This is a genomic window from uncultured Campylobacter sp. (genome assembly GCF_937997405.1).
In the GTDB taxonomy this organism is placed as follows: Bacteria; Campylobacterota; Campylobacteria; order Campylobacterales; family Campylobacteraceae; genus Campylobacter_B.
This window is the reverse complement of the sequence record NZ_CALKTL010000028.1, coordinates 1-21,519: the sequence shown is the minus strand read 5'-3', so window position 1 is coordinate 21,519 and position 21,519 is coordinate 1. Positions and strand designations below refer to the sequence as shown.

Annotated in this window: 20 protein-coding genes and 2 pseudogenes; 5 read left to right on the top strand and 17 right to left on the bottom strand. The window is 47.0% G+C overall.

All coding sequences use genetic code 11. From position 1 onward, the window contains the following. Positions 1 to 223, top strand: a 223-nt coding sequence (locus Q0372_RS01595) for an EexN family lipoprotein (RefSeq protein WP_366810335.1), incomplete at its 5' end; no start/stop codon positions are given. Between the two features lie 31 nt (positions 224 to 254). Here the strand turns inward: Q0372_RS01595 and Q0372_RS01590 are convergent. The 10 genes from Q0372_RS01590 to Q0372_RS01545 form a co-directional block, all read right to left on the bottom strand. After that, entirely contained in the window at positions 255 to 386 is a 132-nt protein-coding gene (locus tag Q0372_RS01590) for a hypothetical protein (RefSeq protein ID WP_298101706.1), read from the bottom strand. 720 nt (positions 387 to 1,106) lie between these two features. Beyond that, a complete protein-coding gene (locus Q0372_RS01585; RefSeq protein ID WP_005873330.1) occupies positions 1,107 to 1,913 on the bottom strand; it encodes a transporter substrate-binding domain-containing protein in 807 nt (268 codons plus the stop codon). 17 nt (positions 1,914 to 1,930) lie between these two features. Beyond that, positions 1,931 to 2,737, bottom strand: a complete 807-nt coding sequence (locus tag Q0372_RS01580) for a transporter substrate-binding domain-containing protein (RefSeq protein ID WP_291938062.1) — start codon at positions 2,735 to 2,737, stop codon at positions 1,931 to 1,933. Positions 2,738 to 3,175: 438 nt separating this feature from the next. Next, positions 3,176 to 3,982, bottom strand: a complete 807-nt coding sequence (locus tag Q0372_RS01575) for a transporter substrate-binding domain-containing protein (protein WP_298101703.1) — start codon at positions 3,980 to 3,982, stop codon at positions 3,176 to 3,178. A gap of 172 nt (positions 3,983 to 4,154) precedes the next feature. Next, positions 4,155 to 4,850: a uracil-DNA glycosylase gene (ung, locus tag Q0372_RS01570; protein ID WP_298101700.1), complete on the bottom strand. Its 696-nt coding sequence runs from the start codon at positions 4,848 to 4,850 to the stop codon at positions 4,155 to 4,157. Positions 4,851 to 5,390: 540 nt separating this feature from the next. Beyond that, complete coding sequence (locus Q0372_RS01565; protein WP_298101698.1) at positions 5,391 to 6,002, bottom strand: hypothetical protein; 612 nt, start codon at positions 6,000 to 6,002, stop codon at positions 5,391 to 5,393. 82 nt (positions 6,003 to 6,084) lie between these two features. Beyond that, entirely contained in the window at positions 6,085 to 6,681 is a 597-nt protein-coding gene (locus tag Q0372_RS01560; RefSeq protein ID WP_298101695.1) for a DJ-1/PfpI family protein, read from the bottom strand. Positions 6,682 to 6,899: 218 nt separating this feature from the next. Beyond that, positions 6,900 to 7,646, bottom strand: a complete 747-nt coding sequence (locus Q0372_RS01555; protein ID WP_298101693.1) for a hypothetical protein — start codon at positions 7,644 to 7,646, stop codon at positions 6,900 to 6,902. A gap of 36 nt (positions 7,647 to 7,682) precedes the next feature. After that, positions 7,683 to 8,321 (bottom strand): FAD-dependent thymidylate synthase, encoded by a 639-nt coding sequence (gene thyX / locus Q0372_RS01550; RefSeq protein ID WP_298101690.1) that lies wholly within the window; start codon positions 8,319 to 8,321, stop codon positions 7,683 to 7,685. Positions 8,322 to 8,447: 126 nt separating this feature from the next. Next, on the bottom strand, positions 8,448 to 9,074 hold the full coding sequence (locus Q0372_RS01545; RefSeq protein WP_298101687.1) for a nitroreductase family protein: 627 nt from the start codon (positions 9,072 to 9,074) through the stop codon (positions 8,448 to 8,450). 121 nt (positions 9,075 to 9,195) lie between these two features. On the opposite strand from Q0372_RS01545, the gene Q0372_RS01540 reads away from it, so the two are divergent. Further along, entirely contained in the window at positions 9,196 to 10,545 is a 1,350-nt protein-coding gene (locus Q0372_RS01540; protein WP_298101684.1) for a sodium-dependent transporter, read from the top strand. An 846-nt stretch (positions 10,546 to 11,391) separates the two neighbouring features. Next, complete coding sequence (locus Q0372_RS01535) at positions 11,392 to 12,735, top strand: sodium-dependent transporter (protein WP_298101680.1); 1,344 nt, start codon at positions 11,392 to 11,394, stop codon at positions 12,733 to 12,735. A gap of 487 nt (positions 12,736 to 13,222) precedes the next feature. On the opposite strand, the gene Q0372_RS01530 is transcribed toward Q0372_RS01535, so the two are convergent. Continuing rightward, on the bottom strand, positions 13,223 to 13,591 hold the full coding sequence (locus Q0372_RS01530; protein WP_297962080.1) for a hypothetical protein: 369 nt from the start codon (positions 13,589 to 13,591) through the stop codon (positions 13,223 to 13,225). A gap of 147 nt (positions 13,592 to 13,738) precedes the next feature. Between Q0372_RS01530 and Q0372_RS01525 the strand changes: the two are divergent. After that, a pseudogene (locus Q0372_RS01525) lies at positions 13,739 to 14,455 on the top strand (IS1595 family transposase). Positions 14,456 to 14,912: 457 nt separating this feature from the next. Here the strand turns inward: Q0372_RS01525 and rho are convergent. From rho to gpmI, 6 genes are all read right to left on the bottom strand, one after another. After that, a complete protein-coding gene (rho, locus tag Q0372_RS01520; RefSeq protein ID WP_297901614.1) occupies positions 14,913 to 16,259 on the bottom strand; it encodes a transcription termination factor Rho in 1,347 nt (448 codons plus the stop codon). Positions 16,260 to 16,320: 61 nt separating this feature from the next. Beyond that, a complete protein-coding gene (gene accA, locus Q0372_RS01515; protein ID WP_297881080.1) occupies positions 16,321 to 17,259 on the bottom strand; it encodes an acetyl-CoA carboxylase carboxyl transferase subunit alpha in 939 nt (312 codons plus the stop codon). Continuing rightward, positions 17,259 to 18,476 (bottom strand): beta-ketoacyl-ACP synthase II, encoded by a 1,218-nt coding sequence (locus Q0372_RS01510; protein ID WP_298101676.1) that lies wholly within the window; start codon positions 18,474 to 18,476, stop codon positions 17,259 to 17,261. Before Q0372_RS01510 ends, accA begins: the two co-directional genes overlap by 1 nt. Before the next feature lie 18 nt (positions 18,477 to 18,494). After that, complete coding sequence (gene acpP, locus Q0372_RS01505; protein WP_005873350.1) at positions 18,495 to 18,731, bottom strand: acyl carrier protein; 237 nt, start codon at positions 18,729 to 18,731, stop codon at positions 18,495 to 18,497. Between the two features lie 68 nt (positions 18,732 to 18,799). Next, positions 18,800 to 19,543 (bottom strand): 3-oxoacyl-ACP reductase FabG, encoded by a 744-nt coding sequence (gene fabG / locus Q0372_RS01500; protein WP_298101673.1) that lies wholly within the window; start codon positions 19,541 to 19,543, stop codon positions 18,800 to 18,802. 100 nt (positions 19,544 to 19,643) lie between these two features. After that, complete coding sequence (gene gpmI, locus Q0372_RS01495) at positions 19,644 to 21,110, bottom strand: 2,3-bisphosphoglycerate-independent phosphoglycerate mutase (protein WP_298101671.1); 1,467 nt, start codon at positions 21,108 to 21,110, stop codon at positions 19,644 to 19,646. A gap of 198 nt (positions 21,111 to 21,308) precedes the next feature. On the opposite strand from gpmI, the pseudogene Q0372_RS01490 reads away from it, so the two are divergent. Then, a pseudogene (locus tag Q0372_RS01490) lies at positions 21,309 to 21,519 on the top strand (phospho-N-acetylmuramoyl-pentapeptide-transferase); the annotation flags it as partial.

The following is a 21,519-nucleotide window of genomic DNA, read 5'->3' as shown; positions in this document are numbered from 1 at the left end:
AGGTGTTTTTATTTTTCTAACAGGTTGTGAGGAAAAGCCAAAAACAAGGGATTATTACAAACAACATGTCGAAGAAGCTAAAATTAAAGCTCAAGAATGTGCAAAAAAAGAAAGAATGAGTAAAAATGAGCAAGAAGACTGTTCTAATGCCAAATTTGTTACAGAAGCCGGCACAAATACGTGGGAAGGAAAATCCGACCCTAACGCGCTCAAATACGAATAGCTTTTTATTAAGATCGTCCGCGCCGTGAAATTTAAAAGCTGCGCGAGCCGATACCTACGATACGCTGACGGCAATCCGTCGCGATCACAAAAAGCGGCACTACCTGCCTTTGCGCACGACGCCTGCTAAAAACTCCTGCGTGGAGGACATTTTTAAATTTCATCTGCAAAAGCCCGCTTTCCGCACAGGGCGCGGCGCTCGCTTCGCAATTAAGCGAGCGTTTAAATTCCGAAGCTTGACGCAGAGAAATCGCGCAGCAAGAATTAGGACGGAATTTTGTTTTTGAAATTTTACCTTTAAAATTCCAAGGCGGCGCACTACCTAGATTTTAGAGGTGCGCCGTTATATCAGCGCCTTTTGTTTTGCGCCTAAAGGGGACTTTTTAAAAATTTGCTTTGAGAGCGAAGTAAAATTTAGACTTAAGCGGTCGAATTTCTCTTCACAATTTCAGAGAAATTTTAAAATTTATAACGCGCAAATTTCGCCCGAAATTTTCAAATTTAAACGCCTAATTTTAGAGACGAAATTTTAATACTATGCGGGATTAAAATTTAAATCCGTAGAGCGAATGGAGGGTTTTAAGCGCGTAGCCCTCGAGCATAAGGTGTTTAAATGCACGCAAGCTTGCAGATTTAAGATTTTAATTTGCCTTTTTTCAAAAACATACGCGCGGTCCGCGACGTAGGCATGATATCTAGATTTAAATTTATAATAAAAAGACCCCCCTAAAATCCATAGACGAACTGCTGGCATCAAAAACGGAATTTCAATCACGCCGAGCGGCTTGAATTCCGATCGATATCGATGAGCTTTTAACGCGATGGATCGGAATTTTAAATCGCTGAAGCATCCAAAATTCCGATCCACAATTGAATTTAAAATTCTAAAAGAAGCTGTATATGTCGTCTAAAAGGAAGTATTTTTTATCGACGGTGCCTTTGTAGAAAGGCTCGAAAGTATCGTTATACGCCTTTTTGAAAAAGCCCTCTTTGCTAAGCGAGATGAGCGCTTGATTGACGGCTTCTGCGAGATCTGCGTTGCCCTTTTGCATCGCGATGCCTAAAAATACGTTCTCGCCAAGACTTTTGATATTAACCTCGACGCTAGGATCTGCGACCGGATAGACCATCACAAATAGATTATCGTCGCACGCGCCGTCGATCTCGCCGCTCTTTAACCGCTTGTAGCAATCGGAGGAATTTTTGCAATACACTAGATTGTAGCCGCCGTCCTTTTGCATAAACGCTTCGCCCGTCGAGCCGCGAATGACGCCTACTTTCTTACCTCGCAGATCGCTCATTTTTTGGATATTGTCGCTTTTTCTGGTTAAAACTCCGGAATTTACCGAAAGATAGGGCATCGAAAACTCATAATTTTTCTTTCTCTCCTCGGTAACGCTTGCAGCCGCGATAAGCATATCCGCCTGATTATTTTGAATGGACGGAAAGCGCGCTTGCGCCGATACCGGTATGAGCTCGATCCTGCCGCCGGTATCGCCTAAAATTTTGCCTCCGATTGCATTAGCAAGCTCTACGTCAAAGCCCTCAAAGCCGTTATCCGTAACTCTACTAAACGGAGGTTCATTTTCATAAACGGCGATACGAATGACTTTACTCTGCTTTATTTGACTTAAAGAATTCGCAAGCGCAAAGATGCAAGATAGAAGAATTAAAAACAGTGATTTTTTCATTTTAAATTCCTTTTTTATTAAAAAAAGCTGTAAAGATCGTCGAGTAAGAAATATTTTTTATCGACGGTGCCTTTATAAAAGGATTCGAAAGTGTCCTCGTAAGCCTTTTTGAAAAAGCCCTCTTTGCTAAGCGCAATCAAGCCTTTATTGATCGCTTCTAGCAGCTCCGCGTTACCCTTTTGCACCGCGACGCCCAAGAATACATTATCGCCTAAATTTTTTATATTGACCTCGACTGCGGGATCAACGATCGGATAGACCATTACAAAAAGGTTGTTGTTGCAATACCCGTCGATCTCGCCACTTTTTAATCTCCTGTAGCAATCAACCGAATCGTTGCAGTAGGAAACATTATAACCGCCGTCCTTTTTGATATATGCCTCGCCGGTAGTCTTGCGGATGACGCCGATCTTTTTGCCCATCAGATCGCCTATTTTATGAATATTTGAGTCTTTTTTCGTTAAAATTCCCAAATTTACCGTAAAATACGGCATCGAAAAATCAACGCTACCTTTACGCTCTTCGGTGATACTTGCAGCCGCAATTATCATATCTGCCTGATTGTTTTGCAGCATCGGAAAGCGCACTTCGTTCGTTACCGGTATGAGCTCGATACGACCGCCGCTGTTACCGAAAATTTTACCGGCTAGCGCGTTGGCAAGCTCGACTTCGAAGCCTTCAAAGCCTTTCTCGCTTGACTTGCTAAAAGGCGGCTCGTTTTCATAAACGCCTACTCTGATAACCTTGCTTTGCTTGATTTCGCTTAAGGAATTCGCAAAAACAAAGATCGCCGACAATAGAATAAGAAAAAATGACTTTTTCATAATTTCCTCCTTGAATTTTAAATTTTTCGTAATTGTAATGTAAATTTTCTTAAAATTTCATTTTACTAGAACCGAAACTATTCCCTAAATTGCGAGCTTAGCGATAAAATTTCGCAACTAAAATTTCTAAGCATAATGATAGAGGCTTTTTAAATTTTGCTGCCTTGCGCCAAGCTCCGCCTGCTCTCATTAAATTTTAGCGCTTCGCTATAAAATTCTGCGCGTCTATTAGCGCCGCAAAAATAGCATGCCGCTGCGAAATTCTATGGAATTTTATAAATTCTGCAACGGCGCGTTAGTAGAATTTACAATCTAAACCAAGCTCGCAAAGTCGGACAAAATAGCAAGGCTATGCGAGCCTTTTAAATTTTACCTGGCGAGAGCACACAGCTATGCTTACTGTAAGCAAATTCAGGCGAGCTGTACCGCTACGACCGCCTAAAATAGGCTATAAAGATCATCCAGTAAGAAATATTTTTTCTCCGCAGTGCCCTTATAATACGGCTCGATCACCTCATCATAGGTCTTTTTCATAAAGCCATCTTTGCTAAGCTTAATTAACTCGCCGTTTAAGAACTCGAGCAGATCCTTATTGCCCTTAGAAACCGCAATGCCCAAGAAATCCGAAACGCCTAAATTCTTAATATTTACTTCAGTATCGCTATCTACGACCGCATAAGCAAGAACCAACAAATTATCGTGTGCAAAGCCCGCACCCTTGCCCTCTTTTAGAATTTTATAGCATTCGTGTGCAGTAGCACAATTTATGATTTCAAAACCTTCTTTTTTAAAATATGCCTCGCTAGTCGTACCGCTTTCTGCAATGATCGGCTTACCGTGTAAATCAGACATAGTTTTGATCTTATCTCCCTTGCGGGTTAGCACGCCGATATTTACTGCGAAATACGGCGTCGTAAAATCGACCACCTGCTTACGCTCATTTGTGATCGTAAAGGTCGCAAGCACCATATCTACTTTATTCTCTTCCAACGCTTTTAAACGCTCGCTAGCCTTTACGGGCACGAATTCCACCTTGCCCGCTTTGCCGCCAAATATATCTTTTGATAACGCCTCGGCTAGAGTAACCTCAAATCCTTGGAATTTGCCGTCTTCAAATTTACTAAAAGGTGGTTGCGCCTCAAATACGCCTACGCGCACACTGCCCGATTGCCTAATCTCAGATAGGGTATTTGCCACTACACTACTTGTAAATAGCAATAAAATTCCCAAAATTATCTTTTTCATATCGTTCCTTTAATTACAATGATTAGCCTAGCCACGCATCTGCGTCGCTTCGGCAAGCCCTCTTAAGCCGGTCGTATATTATTCGCTCACTTCTCCTTTCAATATTTTTTTAAAATTTCTTTACCTTTGAAATTTTGCGGCGCATTTTACGCAAATTTCATTTAAAATACATTTAATCTGCGCCGTGATTTAGATCCCAATCGATCTCTCCCAGACCGTGCGCGCGCAGATATTCGTTGCATCTGCTAAAATGCCTGCAGCCGAAAAACGCCCCTCCTGCAAGCGGGCTAGGATGCGCAGCGGTTAAAATGAGATGCTTCTGCGCATCGATCAGCGCCGATTTTGCTTTGGCAAAATTTCCCCACAGCATAAAGACCAAATTTTGCCGCCTCGCGCTTAAAATTTTAATCACGGCGTCGGTGAAAATTTGCCAGCCGAAGCCGCTGTGCGAGTTCGCGCGGTTCGCGCCCACGCTAAGGCTCGCATTAAGAAGCAGCACGCCCTGCTTTGCCCAGTAGCTCAGATCGCCGCTAGCAGGCTCGCTGATACCCAGATCGCTCTTAATCTCTTTGTAGATATTTACGAGGCTGGGCGGAATTCGCACGCCGTGCGGCACCGAAAAGCTAAGCCCCATCGCCTGATGCGCGCCGTGGTAGGGATCCTGCCCCAAAATCACCGCGCGCACCCGCTCAAACGGAGTTAGATTGAAGGCATTAAAGATCAAATTTCCCGGCGGATAGACGATCTCGCGCGCCTTTGCGGCGAGCAGGTTTTCTTTGATCTTCGCAAAATACTCGCTTAGAAATTCCTCCCTAAGCGCCTCTTTCCAGCCGTTTTCGATCCTCACGTCGTCTAAGTTTATCTGCATACTAGCCCTTTAAATTTTAATAAATTAACGCTCTAATTTTACAATAAATTTTAAAAATAGTCTCGCGCGCGCGCCGCTGCAATCAAAGGCAGATCGCCCGCGCTCTCTCGCCGCCAACCGATCCCGCCGATTTGCAGGCGCCGCTACACAATCACGATCAAAAGCGCCATAAACAGCAGCAGGACGATCGTTTTTTATCATCGTTAAGCAAGCTCTACGGGTAAAAAGCAAACAAAATCGCGTAGGCAAAAAGCGCTATTGCGAACTCTCACGGGTTATTATCTCTGAATTTAACCTATAAATGATCACCGCTACGAAAGATATATGCGAAAGCAGCGATAAAATTTGAGCCGGTTTCATTCTGTCTTTGTGATCTCCTATTTTATGTAAAACCCATTATATCGTTATTTTATATACTTCGATAAACGTCCGTAAGACTAAAGTCCAATCTTTCAAATCTTTAAATTTTATCCTAAAGGCTTTTAAATTTAGTTCGCAACGTTATATTAAATCGGTCGTAAGTAAATTTAGCGCACACTATTAATACCCCATTTTATTTATTTGAACTATATTAAGTTCCGGATAAAAAATAACCTCGTGATCATAATCGTCCGGCTGTCCCCATTTGTGTTCTTTTTTGTGCCATATTCGCCTTTTATCGTTAATTAGCGCCGTTAGGTTTAAATTTTCGATCGAGCCATAGATCAGATATTCCTTATCACCTGCATAATGATATGACGGCATCGCCCAGGATATTTTAAATTCGTGCGAATTTGTAGTTTCAGCTATGCAATCGGACTTGGAAACAAGCTCATAGCCCTTTTGTAGCATTTCTTGTTGTGTTGCGATAAAAGGCTTATCCGCCTTTATAAAATGCGTGTAACAGATGCAAGTCTGTATTTTTTCGCTGCATGATAAGGAAGGTCTTTTTTTACGATAAATTAATAAAGTTTCTCCATTCGCATTTGTTAAAGATTTAAATTTAATCAAATCTTGATTTTCTATATACGAAAACCCCGTATTAAGGGGTGAAAATAGAAAAGCTATAAATAAAACAAACAATATCAATGCCGCAAACGGTAATATCAATGCTGCGAGTATGACGATCTTGATAACTTTCCACAATGTTTTTAATATCTTTACTGCTTGCATTAAGATTTACCTCCTCTCTATTTTAAAATTTACTGCGGTATTTATAAACTTGCGCCGCCGATCTTAGCGGGTCTTTAAAATTTCATCGCACGGGCTTGCCTCTAAGGCTGTAATAAGGATAATCCATCGCCGCAGCGGCGGCTTCGCGCGCAGAGCTGCCCGCGAATTTCTCGATCACGCAAAGTCCAAGCTCGATGGAGCTACTTACGCCGCCTGCGGTGATGATCTCGCCTCCTGCGGGCAGGCTATCGCGCACGAGCCGCTCATGCACCACGTCCGCGCAGTAAGGCGCCAGCAGATCGTAGCAAAACGGATGCGTAGTCGCGCGCCTACCTCGCAAAAACCCCGCCGCGCCCAGAAGTAGCGAACCGGTGCAAACGCTAAATTTATACTTCGCATCGCGCGCGGTCGCTAGCCACGAGATGAAGCCTGCATCGTCCCTCAGGCGGCGCGTCGCCATACCGCCGGGCACAAAAACCGCATCAAAGCCGCCTAGATCCGTCGTGATCTCGCCCGCATCGATCGTAAGGCCGCCGCTGTCCGAAACCTGCCGCTCGCGCGAACAAAGCCTCATCTCAAGCTGCGGGCGGACGGCTTTAAGCCTTAGCATACAATCGTAAAATCCCACAAAATCGAGGTGCGTCTGTCCGCCAAACATCACAAGCGCTAGATTTTTCATAATCCGTCCTTTAAATTTATCGCTCGCCCAAGCTTTCGTTTTGCCGCCGCTGCAATTCTCGCCGCCGCAAGTCGTAAAATGCGCGGCGGCTAAATTTTATACCGCAGGCTGCCAAAAACCCGTTCAAGCGAATTTTAAATTTTACCCGCATTAGAACTCGCAGAATTTTTACTGCCCGCGAATGAAATTTCAGAAGCGATTTAAAATTTGCGCGCCTTTTATTCCGCTTTATTCAGACCTGCAAAAGCCCGCACGCCCGCATAATGCAGCCTTTTTGAAACATTCTCAAATTCCAAATCCCAAATCCCCTCGTCGTATTTCCATTCAAACGGCGCTTTATAGTTCTCGTAAATTTTACGAGCCTGATTATTTAGCTCTTTGGTGAGCTCCGCGATATTCAAAGCCTTGCCAGCCTCGCTCATCATCAAATGCCAGTTGTCCAAATCGGCGGGGTCTTGCGTATGGATGGATTTCTCTCGCGGCAGATAATACACAAAATCGCTTGTATCGAAGGGAAAGAGGGTGTGGCACAGCGCAATGCCGTAAATTTTTTGAGCAAATACGGTCGGAAGCTGCTCGTCCGAATAGCCGAAAGTTGAAACGTATAAAAAGCTGCGCAAAATGCTCGCTAAATTTCTGCAAACCGGCGCAAAGCCGTATCTGCATGCCTGCTGCGTTAAGGCGCCGTTTCGCATAAAACTTATGGCGCTATCGATCTCTTTTCTTCTTGCTTGCACGTATTTTATCTTTTTAAATCGCCAAGCCTGTAAAAGCTGCAAAGAGCTATCGATTGAGCGCAAATGCTTGTCTCTTTTTTCATCCGCGGTGCCGCTTAGCTCCGCGATCCTCGCAACGGCCTGCCTCCAAAACGGAATCAGGGTTTTTACCCACCCCAAGTAGCTAAGATAAAGCGCGTTCGGCTCCTCCTTTTCAAAAGCCGCTCTCATCTGCGTAAGTTTTATCATCGCAAGCCCTCTTATATCAAAATTTTACTTCGCTCGCTACTCCTCGCCAGGCGTCTTCTCGCCGCCCGCCATGCAGCTTTGGAATATAAATTTATGCTCCTGCGGTAGCGCTTCGTAAATTTTACCCGCAAGCTCGCGGATCTCCCAAAGTGCCGCCTTGCTAGAGCGCAAAGCGAGGAAGTTTTGCAAGCTGCGTGCGTTTATGCTCCAGCTAAGCTCGCTCTTATAGCACTCGGGCAGGCAGTATTTGGCGATATCAAGGCTGATTGGAGTTTGTAAGATTACACGCAGATTTTCAAGAGCCGCGATACTTGCATTATCGACCGCTTCGTTGCCCGTAAGCACGATGTATCGCGCGGCGTTTTCGAAATCGCCTTGCGCGAAGCTGTCCTCGCCGCGCAATTCTTTGAGAGTGTAGCGCGTGGATTTTACGCTAAGGCTTGCTAGGCGGTGGCGCGCCAGCTCCTGAAGCAGCGCGCGCGAAATACCACTGATGTAGAAGTTGTAGTAGAGGTGCTCGAGCGTGCTTGAGTGCTTGAGCTGGTTGCCGACGCGATCTATTAGCGCCAGGTCTTTGGCGCCGCCGCAATCGCCGCGCTCGAAGCTCTGCCAGCAGGTGCGGATCGCATTTGAGCAGACCCAAAGCGGAGTGAAATTTAGAAGTTTGACTTGCATGTTTATCCTTTGAAATTTTAAGCGCATTTTAACGCTATCGCACTTTTAAACCGATAAAATTTCGCAAAACGACGCTTTTAATAAACAAAGCTCGCGCCTAAGCTTTGCGAGCAGAAATGCTTCATTTTATCTTTTTTCGCTGCCGCCGCGAGAGATTAAAATTTCATCCAGCTCGTAGCGCGTGTGCGGGTATTTGCTAGGCTCACCACGCCCCAAAGCCACGACGATTGCAGGACGAAATTTCGTCTCTAAAGCGCAAAATTTTTCCAAAGCCGCGGCGTCAAAGCCGGTCATTATACACGAGCGCACGTCAAAGCCCTCGGCAATATTAGCGATATTTGCCGCTAAGATATAAAGCTGCTTGGTCGCGTAGTTCATCAGCGCTTCGTCGTCTAAGTCCGCAAATTTCGCACGGAAATAATTCATCGCAGCTTCATATTTTTGCGGAGTGTTTGCGCGACGGCGGACGGTTCGTTCTAAATACTCCTCGCCCACGCGCAGATCGTTACGCGCGATTAAAATCACGGCGTGCGAGCACTCGGCTATTTGCGGCTGGCTGTTGCAGGCTACAGAAAGCTCTTTTAGCTCACAAGGATCCGAGATTATCATCATCCTCCACGGCTCTAATCCGCATGAGCTGGGACTTAAGCGCGCAAGATCAAGTATCTCGCGCACGAGCTCGCTATTTAGCTTGTCGCTGCAAAATTTACGGCAGCTGTGGCGAGAGAGCATCACTTCTTTTATCGATTTCATTTTATCTCCTTTAAAATTCGCGGCATTATAGCGGGTTTGCCTAAATTCCACTCGGCTAGCTTGGCGAGTTAAGCTAGATTTTGCTAATATTGCCCTTTCAAATTCCGCTACAAGGCATAATATGAACGATAAATTTAGCAAAATCGGCTTCATTCTCGCAGTCGCAGGCAGCGCCGTAGGGCTCGGTAATGCGTGGAAATTCCCCACTTTAGTAGGCACCAACGGCGGCAGCGCATTTATCTTGCTATATCTTTTGCTGACGCTTTTGGTTAGCTTCGTGATTTTTTTAGCCGAGATCGTCATAGGCAGGCTAAGCGAAAGTGATCCAGTGCGCGCATTTGAAAAGCTCGCACCGTCATACAAAGGCGCATGGAAATACGCGGGATTTTTTATGATTAGTGCGCTTTTGATCTATGCTTTTTACAGCGTCGTAATGGGTTGGATCCTAAAATACGTGGTCTCAAGCGCTTTTTATCTGCCAAAAAGTATAGATGAAAGCGGCGCAGCGTTTAACGCACTTTTAGGTAGCGACTTTTTAAGCGTGGCGGTGTGCTTTACCATAGCGTCGGCGTTTTGCTTTTTCATCGTATCTAAAGGTGTCAAAAGCGGCATCGAGCGGCTGAATGTCTGGATGATGCCCGCGCTATTTATTTTGCTGGTTTTGATGCTAATTTACGCCGCGAGTTTCGATGGATTCGGACGTAGCGCAAAATTCTTGCTAGTGCCAGATTTTTCCAAGCTTAATAAGGATAGCGTTCTTTCGGCGCTAGGACTTGCGTTTTTTACGCTTTCGCTTGGCGTTACTACGATTATGACCTATGCTGCAAGCCTGCCTGCGCGCACTAATATCCTAACCTCAAGCATAAATATCGTCTGCATTAATGTCCTAATCGGCGTGATGATGGGACTTATCGTCTTTACTTTCATCTTTGAATTCGGCGGCGATCCCAAAGCGCAAGGCCCAGGGCTAGTGTTTGTCTCGCTGGTGGTACTTTTTTCAAAGCTCGGTGCGATCGGAAACATCCTAGCATTTTTATTTTTCACCTCGCTATTATTTGCAGCGATTACTTCTGCAATTTCGATGCTGGAGCCTGCGATTTATTATCTCGTAAACTCCCGCAAGCTAAGCCGAAAGCGCGCTTCAATTTTAGTTTTTGCTGTGACGTATGTTTTAGGGATATGCTGCATTTTGGGTTATTACGGGGGTACGAGCGAGTATTTTAGCCTAGGTGGCAAGAGCTTTTTTGACATGCTTGATTACCTAACCTCGAATATCTTAATGCCTCTTAGCGGCATAATCGTGGCGATTTTCGTAGGATTCGTGATCAAAAAACGAGCCGTCGAAATTCTACTGCGCCCATATATGGGACGAATGGGCTTTAAGCTGTGGTATTTCGTGCTGCTGCGCTTCGTGGCGCCAGTCGCGATCGTAGTGATAGCACTCAATCAGCTAAAAATTTTAAATTTTTAAAATTTGCAAAGCGGATGGATAGCATGGATTTAAAATTTGGCGCTAAAGCAGTCCAAAAGCAACGCTCCAAATTTCATAGCGAACTTGCCGCGATCCGTTAGCCTTGCAGCGATAGTTTAAAATTTTATGTTTAGATAGAGGAAGATCAAAGTATGTAGCGACAATCAGCTTTCGGCGCGACCACGCTAACCTGCGCGACGATCGGCGCAAGACCGCGGCAAAGGCGCCGTAGCGCAGCCGCGTCTTATCACGCTGTGGAATTTTAAAATTCTAAACCGAGACGGTTGGTGTGCAGCCGCCACGATAGTTTATGACGCGACCTACGCAATCTGCCGCAGAAGCGGCGCGTAAAATTTTGTGGTGACCCGCGCGACATCGCGCTTGGAATTTTAAAATTTGTCGCCGAAGCGGCGCGCGAGCCCGCGATCCGTCTAATAGACGACCGATCCGTCGGAACAGCGCAGGGATCGCGTATTGCGGCTTGAAATTTTAAAATTTTACGCTCTGACGGCTCGGGGCGATAGGCAAAATTCCATAGCGAGCCTCACGGCGATCCGCGAGCGGCCATGGCGGCCGTCAAAAATCGCGCTTGGAATTTTACGTCTAGATAGGAGCATGCGGCGACCGCAATCAGCCTTCGGCGCGACCGCGCTAACCCGCGCGGCAACCTGCGCAAGACCGCGGCAAAGATGCCGTAGCGCAGCCGTGCAGCATCGTGCTTGGAATTTTAAAATTTAGCGCCAAAGCGGCCCAAAGTAGCGAGCCAAATTTCATAGAGAGATGCGGCGGTAGTTTGGAATTTTAAAATTCCGTAGCTTTAAAATTTGAAAAATCATCGGAGCGAAAATGAACGATAAATTTAGTAAAATCGGCTTCATACTTGCCGTCGCAGGCGGCGCGGTGGGGCTTGGCAACGCGTGGAAATTTCCCACCCTCGTGGGTCAAAACGGCGGCAGCGCCTTCGTGCTTTTATACCTCGCGCTCACGCTGGGCGTGGGCTTTAGTATATTTCTAGCCGAGATGGCGCTAGGCAGGCTAAGTGGGCGGGATCTGCCAAGCGCATACGAGACACTGGCGCCGCGCGGCGGACGCAAATGGCGCGCGGGAGGCGTTTTCATCGCCGGCGGCATGCTGGTGCTGTCCTTTTACCTCGTGATCCTCGGCTGGGTGATCCGCTACATATTTTTGGGCTTTTCTCCGCTGCCCGCAACCGCCGAGGAAGCGGGCGCCGTCTTTGACGATCTCATCTCGCATTCGCTAGCCACGAGCCTGGGCTTTTACGCGCTTGCGCTCGTGCTGACGCTCTGTGTCGTCGCGCGCGGCATCAAAAGCGGTATCGAGCGGCTAAACGTCGTGATGATGCCGCTTCTTTTCGTGCTGCTGCTCGCGATGCTTGCGTATGCGTGCACGATGCAGGGCTTCGGCGCGGCGGCGAAATTTCTTTTCTACCCAGACTTCGGCAAAATCACCGTTAACTCCGTCCTCTCCGCGCTCGGGCTCGCGCTCTTTACCCTGTGCGTGGGCGTCGGCTGTATCGCGGCATACGCGGCGTCGCTTAGCGAGGGTGTGCGGCTCGTGCGCAGCTCGGTAAACATCGTATTTATAAATATCGCAATCGGGCTGATGATGGGGCTCATCGTCTTTACTTTCATCTTCGAATTCCGCGCCGATCCCGCGCAGGGTGCGGGGCTCGTCTTCGTCTCGCTCACTACAATGTTTGCAAAAATGGGGCTAGCGGGACAGGTGCTTGAAGTCGCGTTTTTCGTCTCGCTCTTTTTCGCGGGGATCACGAGCGCGGTTTCGATGATCGAGCCCTTCGTCTTCTATCTCATCGGCAGATTTAAAATTTCGCGCCTGCGCGCAGTCTGCGTCTCGGGGTGCGTCATAGCGGTGCTAGGCGCATGCTCGCTGCTATCGATGCACGCGGATTATGCGAGCAAGCTTAAGTTTTTCGGCGCGAGCTTTTTTGACTGCTTGGACTTCGTAAGCTCAAATGTCATGCTTCCTCTAGGCGCGCTAACCTCGGCGATATTCGTGGGCTTTGTGATGGATGCACAGCGCCTGCGCGGGCTTTTTAGCGCTGATATGGGCAAGCTGGGATTTAAAATTTGGTACTTTTCGCTGCGCTTCGTAGCGCCCGTCGCGATCGTGATCATAATGGCAAATCTGCTGTTTTTCAGCGGGAAGTAGAAAGCGAACGGAATAGATAGGAGCGAGCGAAATTTTACGCGATAAATCGCGCGGCAGATTTGCGCGGCGAAGCGGAACGCGGGGATCGCGAGCTAATTTGTGACGTTTAAACCGGGCTAAATCGCGTGCTACGATCCGCAAAGCGCCCGAGCAAAGGGTTTTGCATAATGAAATTTCATGCGGTAAATCTTGCACAGTAAAATTAAAACGTAAAATTTTACGCCTCGTTTCGTAACAAAAAGAGTTCAAACGCGCCTCTAGATTTAAAATTTACGCATTGAAATTTCGCAATCCTCTCGGCAAAGCTTAAAAGCATTAAAATTTTACTACCCACCAGCATAACGAGCGCCGAAATGCGCAGTAAAGTAGCGGGCTTGCTTACAGACGCGACGAAGATTTTGCGGGTGCGGCCTAAACGGCTAGCGGCGCGCATTTGGGCCGAATGAACCCGTTTTAAAGCCGCACGATTTAAGCCGTCTTTAGCGCGCTAGCACTTGCCCGCTTTTTTAAGCAGAGCGTTGCAGTTACCACTTTTGGAACCTCCAGTACCGCCTGCGCCAACAATTTTTGTGCAAAGCACGTCAGAATCAACTACTATAACGGATGAAAAATAGCAACGATACAAATCCCCGTTTTTGCTCCTGACCTTATAATGTACTGAGTCTATCTCACTTTTTACTGAATCAGGCACAACCGTTAGATTTGATTTATCTATACCAGTTGCCATTTCAGCGCGATCTAAGAGTGTCGCTTCACTAGTCATCGGCTTTTTTATAAAACCACAACCACCTAAGACGGAAGCGGCTACAAAAGACACGGCTAAAGTAAAAAGGCTTTTTGAAACCAGATATTTCATCGTTTTTCCTTTTAATTAAAATATATATAAATTATAACGCCGTCCCAATTTAAATCTCCTTAAAATATGGATTAAACTACTATTTTAAAATTTTAGGCTAAGATAAGTTAAAAACTTTCAAAGGAGTTTTTAACTATAGTTTTGTCGATGAAAAACAGGTATATAGTCCGTTCAAGAATTTCTGAAGCTAAATTTAGAGAAATTCTAAAGTATTTCGCAGAAGATATAGAAGAATCAAAGATATCAAATTTAACTAAAATTTCAGAAGCAACCCTATGTAAAATCTTTAGAGAAATAAGAGCTCTTATGTCTAAAGAGTGTGAGAAGATAAGCGAATTTAGCGGTGAGATTTCCAAGCCCGCCTAGAAGCTTCGCTTTGAAATAGATGAAAACTACTTCGGATCTAAACGAGTAAGGGGTAAAAGAGGTAGAGGAGCAGCAAATAAAACACCGGTATTTGGAATGCTAAAGTGTGACGGTAAGGTCTATACCCAAATAGTTAAAAACTGCTCTGCTAGTGAGTTGATACCTATATTATCTCAATATAGCGAGATTGATAGCTCTACTATCTATTCTGATTGCTGGAAGGCTTATGACGGTTTGGTTGATTACGGAGCTAAGGCCCACTATAGAGTAAAGCATTCCAAGAACGAATTTGCAAATGGTAAAAACCATATCAACGGCATTGAGAATTTCTGGGGATATGCTAAACATAGACTGGCTAAATTTAAAGGGATAAAGAAAGAGAATTTCTTGCTTCACTTAAAAGAATACGAATTTAGATATAATACTAAAACTACACAGGAAAACTTATATCAGAAACTATTAAAATTGATAAGAGAGAATCTGATTAAGTTTAATTGAGCCTAAAATTTTAAAACGTGGCTAGTAAAATTTAAACGTAAATAGCAAGCTTAGATGTGGGATTCATAATGTTAATATTGTCGCAGCTGAAGTGCGCACGTCTTAAAATGAGAGTTACGAGATAAGATGCGACATCCAAACAAAAAAAGGCTACGATGCCACGATTGGATTGCGGACAAAATTTAAAATCAAAATTTTGTGAGTTATAAATTTAAAGCTAAGCTTTAGAATTTCATAGCTATTGGGATTTTAAGTGAAAGTCTAGTGCATTACCGCAATATCAGCTCGCCACATATTTACGGAATTTTACACGTTGCAAATTACCCTCTACCATCATAATTTGCGCGCCGCTTGGAAAAAGCGCATACAAAGCTACGTGGCGGTATTTGCGGCAAGCGACGCGAGCTCCGCCGCTAAATTTAGAGCGAAATTTCAGAATAAGGCTAAATTAAAGAATTTAGCCGTTCATTATCGATAGCAGCTCGGTGTTGTCTTTGGTTTTTAGCATCTTGGCGTATAAAAATTTCAGCGCCTCGACGTCGTCCATCGTCGAGATAGCCGAGCGCAGCGCCCAGATCTTTTGCAAATTTTCGCTGCCTTGCAAAAGCTCCTCTTTGCGCGTACCAGACTTGGTGATATTGATCGCGGGGTAAATTCTGCGGTCCGAGATGTTACGATCGAGGATGATCTCGCTGTTGCCCGTGCCTTTGAACTCCTCGAAGATCACGTCATCCATTCGCGAGCCGGTCTCGATGAGCGCGGTAGCGACGATGGTAAGCGAGCCGCCGTTTTCGATATTTCGCGCCGCACCGAAGAAGCGCTTCGGCTTGTGCAGGGCGTTTGCGTCCACGCCGCCGCTTAGGACTTTGCCGCTGCTAGGCGTGACAGTGTTGTAAGCGCGCGCAAGGCGGGTGATGCTATCGAGCAGAATGACGACGTCCTTGCCGTTTTCGACGGCGCGTTTTGCCTTTTCGATAACGAGCTCGGCGACGCGAACGTGGTTGAATGCGGGCTGATCGAAGGTCGAGCTAAACACTTCGCCGCGCACGCTGCGCTCCATATCAGTCACCTCCTCGGGGCGCTCGTCGACTAACAGCACCAAAAGCTCGACCTCGGGGTGGTTGCGCGTAATACCGTTGGCAAGCTCCTTCATGAGCTCCGTTTTACCGCTACGCGGAGGAGCCGTGATGAGCCCGCGCTGCCCCTTGCCGATCGGGGTGAAAAGATCGAGTACGCGACCGGTAAGGCGCATAGGATCGTATTCGAGCTTGAGCTTCTCGGTCGGGAAAAGCGGCGTGAGATTGTCAAATAGCGGGCGCTCTCTAGCCTCTTGGATCGATTTGTAATTGATCGCCTCGATCTTTAAGAGCGCGTAGTACTTCTCCTGATCCTTCGGCTCGCGCACCTGGCCCGTGACGATGTCGCCGACGCGCAGGGCGAATTTGCGGATCTGACTTAGACTCACGTAGGCGTCGTTGGCGCTGTCGCTTAAATTTGAATCTATGCCGCGCAAAAAGCCGTAACCCTCGGCGGTAACCTCCAAAATCCCCGTAAAAAGTATGAAGCCGCCCTGCTTCGTCTGCATACGTAAAATTTCAAAAACGAGCGCTTGGCGGCGGAATTCGCGCGGGTTCTCGACGCCTAGCTCGTCTGCTATGGCGATGAGATTTTCAAGATCCATCGAGCGGAGCTCCTCGATCTGGTAGCCCTCGACGGGAACGTGCGTTTTAGCGTAAGTTTTTCTGCCGTTTTGATTAGAATTTGAAACGGCGGTCTGGGTGGAATTTTGATTTGTATTTTCCATTTGTCCTCTTAGAGTGTGAAGTTATTAAATTTGGTTTTAAAAAAGTCGCGAAATTTAAAATTTAGTTTTCTTTATAAGCACCGAACCTTAAAATTTTTTGTTGCCTTCTGCTAATTAGCTCGTCTATGCTAAGATCGTCTAGCTTGTGCAGCTCGGTTAAGACGTAGTTTCCAAGCGCTTTTATCGCGCCGTCTTTATCTCTGTGGGCGCCCGTTTTGGGCTCTTTGATCACGTCGTCGATCAAGCCCAGCTCTTTTAGCTCCTCGGCGGTGATCTTTAGCGCTTTCGTAGCGGCCTCGCTCTTGCTTGGATCGTTCCACAAAATCGCGGCACAGCCCTCGGGAGAGATAACTGAAAAAATTGAGTTTTGAAGCATCGCCAGCCGATCGGCTACGCCGATAGCCAAAGCTCCGCCGCTACCGCCCTCGCCTATAACTACGGCGATCGTAGGCGTTTTAATATCGCTAAGCTCATATAGATTTCGCGCGATTGCTTCACTTTGACCGCGTTCCTCGGCACCAAGTCCCGGATATGCGCCCGGAGTGTCGATCAAAAATAGAATCGGAAGGTTAAATTTCTCGGCAAGTTTTGCTACGCGCAGTGCCTTGCGATAGCCCTCCGGATGCGGCATACCGAAATTTCGCTTCAGCTTGTTTTTGGTGCCGCGACCCTTCTGCTCGGCGATCACGGCGATTTTGCGATTACCCATAATGCCCAAATAGCACACGATCGAAGGATCGTCTCTAAAGGCGCGGTCGCCGTGAAGTTCCCTAGCGTCTTGCAAAAGCGCGCGAATATAATCGATCGCGTAAGGGCGATCTGGGTGACGCGCAAGCTGAAGTCTTTGGTATTCGTTTAAATTCTTATAAACTTTGGAAATTTCTTTTTCGAGGTTCTTATTTAAAATTTCGACCGCGTCCTCATCACCGCGAATTTTAGCGGCAGTGATGTCCTCGTCAATCTGCTTTATAGACTTTTCGAAGTCCAGATAGCTAGCCATTAATCTACTCTTTTGAAAATAAGCGATGCGTTCGTGCCGCCGAAGCCGAAATTATTGCTCATGACGCAATCGAGTTTGGCTTTTCTAGCGACGTTTGGCACATAGTCCAAATCGCAATCTGGATCTTTTGAAATTTGATTTATCGTAGGCGGTATGATGCCGTTTTGCATCGCTAAAAGGCTGATCGCAGCCTCTACTGCTCCTGCAGCGCCTAGGCAATGTCCTAGCTGGCCCTTGGTGGAGCTGACCGCAGGCACCTTGCCCTCACCGAAAAGCTCTTTTAACGCCGCGGTTTCGTTTTTATCGTTTATCGCAGTGGACGTTCCGTGAGCGTTGATATAATCAATCTTCGGGCGCCCCGCCATCTCGTAGGCCTTTTTCATAGCGCGGATCGGACCGTCTAGGCTAGGCGAAGTGATATGATAGGCATCGCCGCTAGCGCCGAATCCTACGAGCTCGCCGTAAATTTTAGCGCCGCGCGCTTTCGCGTCTTCTAGCTCTTCTAAAACCAAAGCCGCCGCACCTTCGCCCATAACAAAGCCGTTTCGCTCCGCATCAAACGGACGTGAAGCGTGCGCTGGATCGTCATTTCTAGCGCAAAGCGCCTTCATCGCGGCAAATCCGCCGATACCTACGGGACAAACCGCAGCCTCGGCACCCACTGCAAGCATCTTTTTCGCTTCGCCAATCATAATAACTCTCGCAGCGTCCATAATTGCATGCGCTGAAGCCGCACAAGCCGTAACGCTGGATAAATTCGGACCTTTTAATTTATAGTATATAGAAACAAAGCCGCCGAGCATATTTACTAAAGCAGAGGGGATAAAAAACGGAGAAATTCGCCTAGGACCGCGCTGCAAGCAGGTATTGGCGTTTATTTCGATATTCGGCAAACCGCCTATACCACTAGCGGAGCTAACGCCGAATTCGTCGCTATCGAAACCGCTAAATTTAGCGTCATCCATAGCTTCACCCGCGGCTTTAAGCCCGAGTTGGATAAATCTATCCATCTTTTTTATCTCTTTTCCATCCTCGATTATGCTCGAAGGATCGAAACCTTTTACTTCAGCTGCAATTTGAACCGGAAATTCGCTAGCGTCAAAGAGCGAAATTTTATCAACCCCGGTTTTTCCGTTACAGATATTTTCAAAACTGCTCTGTTTGTCAAGCCCGAGAGAGGTTACCATCCCGATGCCCGTTACTACGACTCGTTTCAAAACTGCTTCCTTAAAATTTTATTTCTTAGGCAAATTTTCTATATAATCTACTACGTCTTTAATGCTTACTAATTTTTCGGACTCGCTATCAGGGATCTCGATACCGAATTTCTCCTCTAAAGCCATTACTAGCTCAACTACGTCAAGAGAGTCCGCGCCCAAATCCTCGATAATTTTAGAGTCAAGTTTAACCTGATCCGGGCTAACGCTTAGTTGTTCTACAACTACGTCTCTTACATCTTCAAATACTGCCATTTTAGCACTCCTTTAAAAAAATACCGCGTAATTCTATAATATTTAACCTTAAATTCCGCTATTTAACGCTACATATAGAGCCCGCCATTGATTTTAAGCGTCTCTCCAGTAATGTAGCCCGCGCCGTCGCTAAGCAAAAACGCAACTCCTTCGGCGACGTCGCTCGTGCTTCCGAGGCGCTTAAGCGGGATGCTCGTTTCGTAGCTTGCTTTTACGTCGTCGCTTAGCGCGTCCGTCATATCGGTGGCGATGAAGCCCGGAGTTATGCAATTAAAGCGGATGCCGCGCGCGGCGCCCTCTTTTGCGAAACTCTTGCTCATCGCGATCATTCCGCCCTTGCTCGCGCTGTAATTGACCTGCCCGGCGTTGCCCATTTCGCCTACGATCGAGGCGATGTTTACGACGGCGCCGAAGCGCTTTTTGCTCATTAATTTTAGAGCTTCGCGGCAGCCGATAAAGGCGCTGCTTAAATTTGCTTCGATCACGCCCATGAAGTCTTCCAGCTTCATCCTAAGCGCGAGCTTGTCGTTCGTGACGCCCGCGTTATTTACGAGATAGCTTAGCTCGCCGTCGCTTTGCGCGATCAGGGCAATCGCCTCGCTAAATTCCGCCTCGTTCGTCGCGTCAAATTTAATCACGGCGCCCTCTCCGCCGTTTGCGCGGATCTCCTCTAGCAGTGCGTCGGCAGGCTCTGGGCTTGAGCGATAATTGATCCACGCCTTAAGCCCGTAGCCCGCCAAAGTCCTTGCGATCTGCGCGCCGATACCGCGGCTCGCGCCCGTGATTAAAACGTTTTTTCCACTAAATTTCATACTTGTCCTTTTATTAAAATTTTAATCTCTAGCGTAAATTTATCCAAATTTACCTAAATTTTAGCCGTTAAAATTTGGCTACAAGCGCGCCGTTGAAATTTCAAAATAGCGCTTCATCCATCTCCGCGGGCTTTGGCAGCCCCATTAGCTTTAGCACGGTAGCTGCGACGTTGCTAAGCCCAAGTCCGCTTTTTAGTTCACGCACGCCGCGCCCCAGCACAAAGCAAAATACGTCAAAGGTCGTGTGGTTGGTTAAAATTTCGCCGTCAGCGTCTCGCATCGCCTCGCAGTTGCCGTGATCGCTAATCTGCACGTAGGCGTAATCGTGCGCCCTCGCCGCGCTTAAAATTTTACCGATACACTCATCCACCACCTCGACCGCCTTTATCGCGGCGTCATAATTGCCCGTGTGGCCGACCATATCGCCGTTTGCGAAATTTACGACGATGAAATCGATCCCCGCTTCGATGCCGCGAATCACCGCATCGCACACCGCTGGCGCGCTCATCTGCGGCTGCTCGTCGTAGGTTTTTACTTTGGGGCTTGGGATCAGCACGCGAGTTTCGTTTGGCAGCGGCTCCTCGACGCCGCCGTTAAAGAAAAACGTCACGTGTGCGTATTTTTCGGTCTCGGCGGTGTGAAGCTGCGTAAGACCGGCTTCCGCGATCACTTCGCAAAGCGTGTTTTTAAGCACGGGCTTCTCAAATAGCAGAGGAAATTTAAAGTTCGCGTCGTATTCGCTCATCGTGATTAAATTTTGCACGACGAACTTTCGCTTGAATTCGCTAAAATTCTCATCGCCCAAAGCCTCGCAAAGCTCCCTAGCGCGGTCGTTTCTAAAATTTATAAAAATCACTCCGTCGTCCACGCCGATACCGCTAAAGCCGTTAAAGCTCGCAGGCTCGATAAACTCGTCGCTCACGCCGCGCTCGTAGCTTTGCAGCATGTACTCGCTAGGCGAAATTTCAAGCGGCGCCGTTTCGCCCATAAGTACATCGTAAGCGCGCTTTACGCGATCAAAGCGCTTGTCGCGATCCATCGCGTAAAAGCGCCCGCAAACGCTGCCGACTTTAAATTTAGCCTGTAGATGCTTTAAAAATTCCACTCCGCTGCTCGGTGAAACGTCGCGCCCGTCGGTGATAGCGTGCGCCCAGGTCTCGCAACCCGCATTTTGCGCTATCTCACATATCGCGTCGAAATGGCGCAGATGCGAATGCACGCCGCCGTCGCTGTAAAGCCCTATGACGTGCAGCCTGCGGCACTTTGAAAGCAGGCTTTGCAGTGCTTCGTTTTTCTCAAGCGAGCCCTCATCGATCGCGCGATCAATTTTGACTAGGTTTTGATATAGAATTCTACCGCTTCCGATCGTCATGTGCCCCACTTCGCTGTTTCCCATCTGTCCCTGCGGTAAGCCCACGGCAAGCCCCGAGGTGTGCAGCAACGTATCGGGCACGTTTTTAAAAAGATAATCATAGGCGGGCTTTTTTGCGTTTGCAAACGCGTTAAATTTATCGCTCGCGTTAAAGCCGATGCCGTCGGTGATAAGTAAAATCGTCTTTTGCCCCATTTTGGCTCCTAAATTTCGTCTAAATTTCGCCGCACAGGTCTTTTGAAACGGATCTGCGGCGCTGTTTTTACGAGCGGCATTATACTTTCTTTTAGCAAATGCGGCAAAATTTCATCCGCCCTAAAAGCTAAATTTTACCTCTTTTATACTAAAATGCGCGTTTTCGTATAAAATTTCATAAAATTTAAAAGGCAAACTTTGTTTTATTATCTTTACCATCTTACGAATATAAATTTTTTCCAATACATCACCGCTCGCGCAGGTCTTGCGTTTTTTATCGCTTTTTGTTTTTCGGTCTGGGCTATGCCGCGGTTTATCCGCTGGGCGCAAGCCAGACACGCCGCGCAGCCCATATACGAGCTCGCGCCGCAAAACCATCAGAAAAAGAGCAAAACCCCAACGATGGGCG